General features: G+C 61.6%; 9 protein-coding genes. 2 read left to right on the top strand and 7 right to left on the bottom strand.

The annotated features are described in order from the left end of the window. The coding region (locus tag MOV76_RS16795; RefSeq protein WP_247264911.1) for a succinylglutamate desuccinylase/aspartoacylase family protein at positions 1-337 on the top strand (337 nt) is incomplete at its 5' end. 15 nt (positions 338-352) lie between these two features. Here MOV76_RS16795 and MOV76_RS16790 read toward each other — a convergent pair. The 7 genes from MOV76_RS16790 to MOV76_RS16760 form a co-directional block, all read right to left on the bottom strand. After that, on the bottom strand, positions 353-1,537 hold the full coding sequence (locus tag MOV76_RS16790) for a hypothetical protein (protein WP_115157888.1): 1,185 nt from the start codon (positions 1,535-1,537) through the stop codon (positions 353-355). A gap of 167 nt (positions 1,538-1,704) precedes the next feature. Continuing rightward, a complete protein-coding gene (locus tag MOV76_RS16785) occupies positions 1,705-2,379 on the bottom strand; it encodes a 4-carboxy-4-hydroxy-2-oxoadipate aldolase/oxaloacetate decarboxylase (protein WP_026188807.1) in 675 nt (224 codons plus the stop codon). A gap of 84 nt (positions 2,380-2,463) precedes the next feature. Further along, positions 2,464-3,300, bottom strand: a complete 837-nt coding sequence (locus tag MOV76_RS16780; RefSeq protein ID WP_047620532.1) for an ABC transporter substrate-binding protein — start codon at positions 3,298-3,300, stop codon at positions 2,464-2,466. 31 nt (positions 3,301-3,331) lie between these two features. Further along, positions 3,332-4,096, bottom strand: coding sequence for an amino acid ABC transporter ATP-binding protein (locus MOV76_RS16775; protein ID WP_018246881.1), 765 nt, complete (start codon positions 4,094-4,096; stop codon positions 3,332-3,334). Further along, the gene (locus tag MOV76_RS16770) at positions 4,093-4,851 is read right to left on the bottom strand and encodes an amino acid ABC transporter permease (protein ID WP_018449058.1); all 759 of its coding nucleotides are present in this window, start codon (positions 4,849-4,851) and stop codon (positions 4,093-4,095) included. Before MOV76_RS16770 ends, MOV76_RS16775 begins: the two co-directional genes overlap by 4 nt. Next, positions 4,848-5,555, bottom strand: a complete 708-nt coding sequence (locus tag MOV76_RS16765; RefSeq protein ID WP_047620533.1) for an amino acid ABC transporter permease — start codon at positions 5,553-5,555, stop codon at positions 4,848-4,850. Before MOV76_RS16765 ends, MOV76_RS16770 begins: the two co-directional genes overlap by 4 nt. Further along, positions 5,552-6,355: an SDR family oxidoreductase gene (locus MOV76_RS16760; protein ID WP_247264910.1), complete on the bottom strand. Its 804-nt coding sequence runs from the start codon at positions 6,353-6,355 to the stop codon at positions 5,552-5,554. Before MOV76_RS16760 ends, MOV76_RS16765 begins: the two co-directional genes overlap by 4 nt. 193 nt (positions 6,356-6,548) lie before the next feature. Between MOV76_RS16760 and nac the strand changes: the two genes are divergently transcribed. Next, the gene (gene nac / locus MOV76_RS16755; protein WP_018449055.1) at positions 6,549-7,508 is read left to right on the top strand and encodes a nitrogen assimilation transcriptional regulator NAC; all 960 of its coding nucleotides are present in this window, start codon (positions 6,549-6,551) and stop codon (positions 7,506-7,508) included. Positions 7,509-7,514 lie beyond the last annotated feature (6 nt).

The following is a 7,514-nucleotide window of genomic DNA, read 5'->3' as shown; positions in this document are numbered from 1 at the left end:
AATCGACCGGCTGCTGGTGACACTCGGCACCGTCGAGCGTCCGGTGCTGTCGCGCGCGCCGCTCACCGAGCCCGGGCCGTTGCAGCTGCTTTCGCTATCCCGCCATAGCCAGGGCGTCTATGCGAACCACAGAGGCTGGTTCGAGCCGGCCGTGGCACTCGGCGCCACCGTTTCCGCCGGCGACCTTGCCGGATGGTACCATGACCTCGAACGCCTGGATCAGCCGGAGGAAGAGCTGCGCTTTGCCGAGAGCGGCATTGTCATTTCCCACAGGCTGCACTGCGACAGCCAGGCCGGCGACTGCCTGATCCAGGTCGCCGAACCCATCGCATCCTGAGGAGCGCTGATCTGCTTACGTGATTGCGCCGACCGACGTCTTGACCCAGTCGAGGCGCTTAGCCGGTATCAGGCCGTAATTGTAGAAGTTCACGCCGTCAGCGCCGGCATCGACGGCGGCCTTGGCGCGTGCGGCGAGCACCGCCGGCCCGCTGACCTCAGGATAGAAGACGCGCAGGCCCACCCCGAGGAACTTGCCCGGTCCGATTGCCGCCCTGCCGGTCCGGATGACATCGCCGACGGCATCCGGCTCCATGTCGTAGCAGCAGAGGATCGCCCCGTCGCAGAGCTTGCCGGCGGCTGCGAGATCGACGCCGCCGAGCCAGCCGTCCTTGAGGTCGATGAGCACGATGCGTGTCGCCGGATCGGCGGCCGCCTTGATCTCGCCGATCAGGCTGGTCACCGGTTCGCTGCGCCAAGTGAGATAGGCATGCAGATCGGGATGGTCGCGAAAGGCGGCGATGCCGGCCGCCGGGAAGTCAGGGAACTGCCGTTCCGGGACAGCTCGTTCGCAGAGTTCCGCGATGAAGCGCCCGACCGACCGGCGCGCGCCTTCGACCGGCACGCCGGCCTTTTCGGCGCGCGCCGTGCAATGGTCGCAGAAGCAGAGCGACAGCAGGAAATCGTCTTCGGCGTTCAGGCCGACGCCGTCTTTCTCGTGATGATATTCATGCGCGAATCCCATGAAGTTCGGGCTCTCGAGTTCCACTATATCGGGCTGGTAGTTGGTCGTGATGTCGCGAACAAGGGTGACGGCATAGGCCCGCGCCGCCGGGCTGGAGGGGCAAAGATTGTAGTAGTTGGGATTGCCGAAGGCGTTCCGCGTCACGTGATCGGGATGCAGCATGCCGAGACGGGTATTGTGGAGGCAGACCGTCCAGCAGGAGACCTTGAGACCCGTCGCCTCGCGTCCTTGGACGAGGGCTTCCAGCATGTCGCCGCGCTCGGTGACATTCCCAGCCATCAGCGGCCGGATCAGCTTATCCCGCCATAGGCTCTCATCCGGCCGGAAGTAGACCGTCCCGTCTTCGGGGAAATAGGCCTTCTGCCGCGGGCTCCGCGGCTGCAGGAACCGGCCAGCATGATAGGACGTCGCCAGGCTGACCGTCGTCAGGCCAGCACGGTCGCGAAGGTCGGCGGCGAGTGCGGCGAGCCCCTGGTCCTGGATATCCCAGGGGTAAGTCCACATGGAAAGATGCATGGCGTGCTCCCATCAGATCTGTCCATTGTATAGAACATGTGTCCATAATAGTGTCCAGACTGATCTTGAGGCGGGCGCCTGCTAGTAGCATTTATGCATAAGGCGGCTGGCCGAAAAGGCCAGCCGCCCTTTGAAGTGGCAGGGCTGATAGCTATTGCGCTGTCGCGTCAGATGTCGACGACGAGGCCTTTGGCTTTCAGCACCGGTTCGAGATTGCTGACCTCGATGACCGATTTACCCTGCTTATATGCCGCGATATAGCCGGCCTCGGCATCTTCGCGGGCCTGTGACAGCCTGGCGACTTCCTGCGCTTCCTGGCGACGCACGACCACCAAGCCGTCGGCATCACCGGCGATGATGTCGCCGGGATGGATGATTTCGCCGCCGACGATGATCGTGTCGTTCACCGCCGCAATAGTTTCTTTCACGGTCCCCTTGATGCAGACGCTGAGCGAGAAGACGGGAAAGCCAAGTTCCCTGAGCTGAAGGGTGTCGCGCACGCCGGTGTCGGTCACGAGACCGCCGATGCCCTTTGCCAGGCAGGCGTTGGCGAGGACATCGCCGAAGGATCCGGCCTCTTCGTATTCGCCGGCCGATACGACGATGATATCGCCCGGCTTTGCATAGTTGATGGCAAGCTGCAGCATGATGTTGTCGCGCGGCGCGCATTTCACCGTAAAGGCCGGACCGCAGAGTTTCATGCGGTAGTCGACGGGCTTCAGGCGGGAGGAAAGGGCTCCGCGGCGCCCTTGGGCTTCGTGGATCGTCGCGGGTGAAAATTTGGAAACGGCGTCGATATCGGCTTTGCTTGGCCGTTCGGCAATATCTTTAATATGGATCACGGATGCCTCCCATCGTTGGCCGACGGCGGGCATGCCCCGCCGTCTGATTTCGTTTGGACATTATTATCGGATGACACCGAGGTCCTAGGGGATCGGGTCGAACTTCAGCTCCGAGAGCGATACGACCTTGTCGGTGCGCGTCATCTTGTATTCGGTATCCGGGCCGAGCCACTTGTCCCAGATCTTGTTGATCTCGCCTGATGTGTCGAGCTTGCGAAGGATCTCGTTGATCTTGGCGGTCAGCGCCGGCTGATCCTTGGCCATGCCGATGCCGATCGGCTGATACAGCATCGGCTCCTCGATCATCCGCATTGGCTTGCCCTTGCTCTTCGATTCATTGACGAACTTGGTCGTCGTCATGGTGTTGGCCACCATGCCGCGGGCCTTGCCCTGTTGGACGGCGAGATAGGCAGAGGCGGTATCCTGGAAGGTCAGCGGATCGGATTTGTTGAGCTTGATCGACATCTCAGACGTCGAACCTTTGGTCGAAGCAATGCGCTGGCCTGCGTAGTCGGCCTTCTTCTTGCCGGCATCGTCCGCCGGCACGATCAGCATTTCCTTGGCGAGATAATAGGGGTCGCTGAACTGGATCTGCTCGGCGCGGCTCAGAGTATAGGCAAGGTTGGCAACGGTGATGTCGACGCGGCCGAGCTTGACCTCGGGCACACGCGCCTCGACCGAAACCGGCTTGATCTCGGCCTTGACGCCCAATTCCTTGGCGATGGCGCCGCAGAGATCGACGTCGAAACCGGCCATTTCGCGGGTCTTCGGATCGGGTGAGGCGAAGGGAGGAACGTCGGCGAACGTCGCGCAGCGCAGGGTTTTCGCCGAGATGATGTTGTCGAGCTGATCGGCTTTTGCGGGCACGGCGGCGGCCATGCCGGCAAATGCGACGGTGAGGGTTAAGCATTTCCAGTTCATTGCTGTTCTCCTTTGTTTTTGGTGGTTGGTATCAATGCCTGAGATCAGCGAGGAATCGCTGCGCACGGGGATGGCTTGGATTGTTGAAGAAGTCCTCGGGGGTCGCCATTTCGAGGATCTGGCCCGCATCGATGAACCAGACCCGATCCGCGACGTCGCGCGCGAAGCCCATTTCATGAGTGACGCAGAGCATCGTCATGCCTTCCGACGCCAGGCTCTTCATGACGGCCAACACTTCGCCGACCATTTCAGGATCGAGCGCGCTGGTCGGCTCGTCGAACAGCATCACCGGCGGTTCCATGGCAAGGGCGCGGGCGATTGCCACCCGCTGCTGCTGGCCGCCTGAGAGTTGACCGGGATAGGCCCGGGCCTTGTCGGCAAGGCCGACCCGATCGAGAAGCTTGAGGGCCTTGTCCTTTGCAACATCCGGCGCCACGCCTTTCACGCGGATCGGCGACATCGACACGTTTTCGACCACCGAAAGGTGCGGAAACAGGTTGAAGTTCTGAAATACGAAGCCGATCCGGCTGCGCAGTGCATTGAGTTCCTTCGCCCGCATGGCGGCGTGAATGTTTTGCCCGTCGAGCGTAATCGATCCGCTGTTGATCTCCTCGAGGCGATTGATCGTGCGGATCAGCGTCGATTTTCCCGAACCGGACGGCCCGCAGATGACCACGACTTCGCCGCGTGTCACCTGCGCATCGATGTCCTTCAGGACCGGGTAGTCGCCGTAGCTCTTGCAGACCTGCGAAAGCCGGATCGTCTGCAATTCCTGTGCTGAAACTGACATGGTCATAGCTGCTCCGATATGATTTTCGATGGCGCGACCAAGGCGGCAGAGGGAAGGTTGGAAAGTCCCGCACGCCGCCGCGTGATGCTCCGCTCGAGGCGATTTGCGAAGTAGGTGAGCGTCCAGCAGATGGCGAAGTAGACGATCGCCAGAATGAGGAAGACCTGGAAAGGCTGGGTCAGGAGCTGGTTGTTGACCTGGCTTGCGGCAAAGGTCAGGTCCGGCACGTTGATCACGTAGCCGAGCGTCGTGTCCTTGATCGTCGAGACGAAGGTGGAGATGATGCTGGGGATCATGTTGTAGAGCGCCTGCGGCAGGATGATGAAGCGCATCGCACCGAGATAGCCGTGGCCAAGCGCACGCCCCGCATCCATCTGGCCCGGTCCGAGCGCGACGATGCCGGCACGGACGACTTCGCTCAGGAACGCGCTCTGATAGACCACGAGTGTCGTCAGCATCGTCACGAAGCTCGGTACATCGGCGCCGGTCAGCAGCGGAACGAGGAAATAGCTCCACAGGATGAGCATCAGCAGCGGCACGCCCCTGGTGAAATAGACCAGCGCAGTGACCGGCCAACGCAGCAGTGGCGACTTGGAGAGCCGCGCCAATGCGAACAGGATGCTGACCGGAAAGGCGAGAGCGATGCTGAGCGCCGAAAGGATCAGCGTATTGGCGAGCCCGCCAAGCGGCCCATTGGGATATTGGCCGATCAGCAGCAGCAGCCAGTAGTCTCGAACGATGGCGATCATGTCGTGGATCATGCGCGCGCGCTCCTGGCAGGATCGGTGCGCATCGACAGATAGGCGCCGATGCTCATGATCACGAGCGAGAAGAAAAGGTAGAGAACCGTGCCGACCAGGTAGATCTCGAAGGTCCGGAAGCTGAGGTTCTCGATCTCCTTGACCGCATGGGTCAGCTCCGAGGCTCCGATGACAACGGCGAGACTGCTGTTCTTGAACAAGGAAACGCTGTGATTGATGAGCGGCGGCAGCGCGTTGCGCACGCCTTGCGGCATGATGACGAAACGCATCGCGGAGACATAGCCGTGGCCAAGCGCACGCGCTGCCTGCATTTGGCCGGGACTGACCGAGCGCACGCCGGACCGAAGATCTTCGCTGAAATAAGCCGCCTGGCAGAGCCCGAGCCCGATCACCGCGAAGATGGCCTCCGCATTATGGACTGCCAGCCATTCGGCTACCCCGCTCGGCATCAGCGTGAAAATCCCGAAGTACCACAGCATGAGCTGAACCAGGGTCGGGACGTTCCGGTGGTAGGAGACGTAAGCGGCGACTAACGGATCGCCGAAGCGAAAGGGCGACAAACGCAAAGCCAGCAGCAGAAGCGCCAGCGCCATCGCCATCGACCAGGAGCCGGCATAGATGATGAAGGTCATCTCGATGCCATGCAGCAGCATGGCGGTATATTCCGGATTTCCCAGGATTGCCGAAAGGTCGAAACCGCTCACGGGCTTGGCTCCCCGGATTGATCCGTCTTCGCCGCAGCGGATTGATCCGGCTTCGCCGAAGGCTGGGGCTTTGCCGTCTGCAGCCCGCCCATAACCTGTAGCGTCGGCGTGATCTCCATGTGCCCGATATTGACGGCGACGGGGGCTGCTATGGCGAAGGCAATCGCGTCGGCGATGTCGGCCGCCTGCGGCAGTTCGAAGCCGTCGATGAACCGTTCGCGGATGCTGGGGTCATCGCCGTGGACGTGATTGAAGATATCAGTGGCGACCCGGCCGGGGCAGATTTCCGTGACCCGTACCCGCTTGCCGAAAGCGTCGATGCGTAGCTGGTTGGACAGCATGCTCACCCCTGCCTTGGTGGCGTGATAGGATGAGTTGCCGCCGAAATTGTAGGCGCCGGCGATCGACGAGATGTTGATGACATGCCCGCGGTCGCGCGCCACCATGCCCGGCACGACCATCCGGCAGATGTGCAGGACCGCCCGGAGATTGACGTCGACGATGAGATCGATATCGCCCTCGTCGGCCTCCAGGAACTTCTTCGGCCGGTCGACACCGGCATTGTTGACGAGAATATCGAACTCCACCCGACGGGTGAGCTCGGCCATGGCCTGACGGTCGGCCACGTCGATGACGTGGGCGACGCAGCCCGTCCGCGCAGCCAGCTGCTGCAGCGCTTCGGCACTGCGGGCAACGGCATGGACCTCGATGTTCTCCCGGCGGAGCCGCTCAACCACGGCTGCGCCGATACCGGAGGATGCGCCGGTCACCAGTGCGGTCTTGTAGTCGGAGAATGGCATTGTCGTTCCCTTGTTGTTGATTGAGACAGTAGCGAAGCTTTAACCCCTTGCCTAAGACCGATTATCTCTGGAGCAATAAGCAACGGTTATGGAGCCGGGAGGGCTGCTGGAAGAAGAGAAAGAGGTGGTCTCAGCATCACCTCGCAGTATCTCTGCCTCGGGCTGCCAGCGACCGCGTCGCGTTGCAAAAGCAATGCGCGTCTGCAAACATGTAAGCAGCGCAGATCAGAACGGTACCCCGATCCTCATGGACATCAGACGCCTCAAATCTTTCATCGTGATCGTCGACAGCGGCAGCATCACGCGAGCGGCGGACCTTCTGCATATCGCCCAGCCGGCTCTCAGTCAGCAGCTTGCGGCACTGGAGGAGCATTTCGGCCACAAGCTGCTGATCCGCAGCCAGCAGGGTGTCAGCATGACCGATGCGGGACACGCGGTGTATCGCCATGCGCAGATTATCCTTCGGCAGATGGAGCAGGCGCAAGCGGATGCATCGGCAGCCGGCAATTCGCTTGCCGGCCGTGTGTCCGTCGGTCTGGTGCCGTTCAGCAGTGCGGCCACGCTGTCGGTCGACCTCCTGGCGGAGACCCGCAAACGACATCCCGGTATTCTGCTGCATCTGACCGAAAGCGTCGGCCAGACCTATAGCCAGATGATCATGAACGGCCGGTTGGAGATGGCGCTTCTCCATGGAACAGGACCGATCAAGGGCGTTCGGTTCGAGCCGATCCTGAGCGAAGAGTTTTTCCTTGTCGCGCATCGGGACTTTGCGATCGAAGCGGATGCGAAACCGGTTCCGCTCAATGCTCTCGACGGAATACCGCTGCTGTTGCCGCCGGCCTACAATTTCGTCCGCCGCGCGGTCGATACCGCCTTCACGCGCACCCGCACCAATTTGAAGGTCGTGGCGGAAGTCGAAATCGTCCGCACTCTGGCCCGCGCGGTGGGCAGCGGTCTCGGCGCCACGATCATGCCGAAAGCCATCGCCGACCGTATCGTATCGGAATCGAGTGAGCCGCTGATCTGCCGGCTCGTCTCGCCGCGGATCGAAGAAACACTGTCGCTGTGCGTTTCCGACCAGAATCCCTTGTCGGAACCGGCCCTCGCCGTCCGCGACATCCTTCTCGAGTTGACGGCGCGGCTGAAAAGCTAAACCAGA

The organism is Rhizobium sp. PRIMUS64 (genome assembly GCF_023006465.1).
In the GTDB taxonomy this organism is placed as follows: Bacteria; Pseudomonadota; Alphaproteobacteria; order Rhizobiales; family Rhizobiaceae; genus Rhizobium; species Rhizobium leguminosarum.
Note: the sequence above shows the minus strand (reverse complement) of the source record. Positions and strands in the feature narration are given on the sequence as shown.

Bases quoted from the DNA above. Each gene is read 5' to 3' on its own strand.
- MOV76_RS16790 (WP_115157888.1), bottom strand. From the start codon at position 1,537: ATGCATCTTTCCATGTGGACTTACCCCTGGGATATCCAGGACCAGGGG.
- MOV76_RS16780 (WP_047620532.1), bottom strand. From the start codon at position 3,300: ATGAACTGGAAATGCTTAACCCTCACCGTCGCATTTGCCGGCATGGCC.
- MOV76_RS16775 (WP_018246881.1), bottom strand. From the start codon at position 4,096: ATGACCATGTCAGTTTCAGCACAGGAATTGCAGACGATCCGGCTTTCG.
- MOV76_RS16770 (WP_018449058.1), bottom strand. From the start codon at position 4,851: ATGATCCACGACATGATCGCCATCGTTCGAGACTACTGGCTGCTGCTG.
- MOV76_RS16760 (WP_247264910.1), bottom strand. From the start codon at position 6,355: ATGCCATTCTCCGACTACAAGACCGCACTGGTGACCGGCGCATCCTCC.
- nac (WP_018449055.1), top strand. From the start codon at position 6,549: ATGCGCGTCTGCAAACATGTAAGCAGCGCAGATCAGAACGGTACCCCG.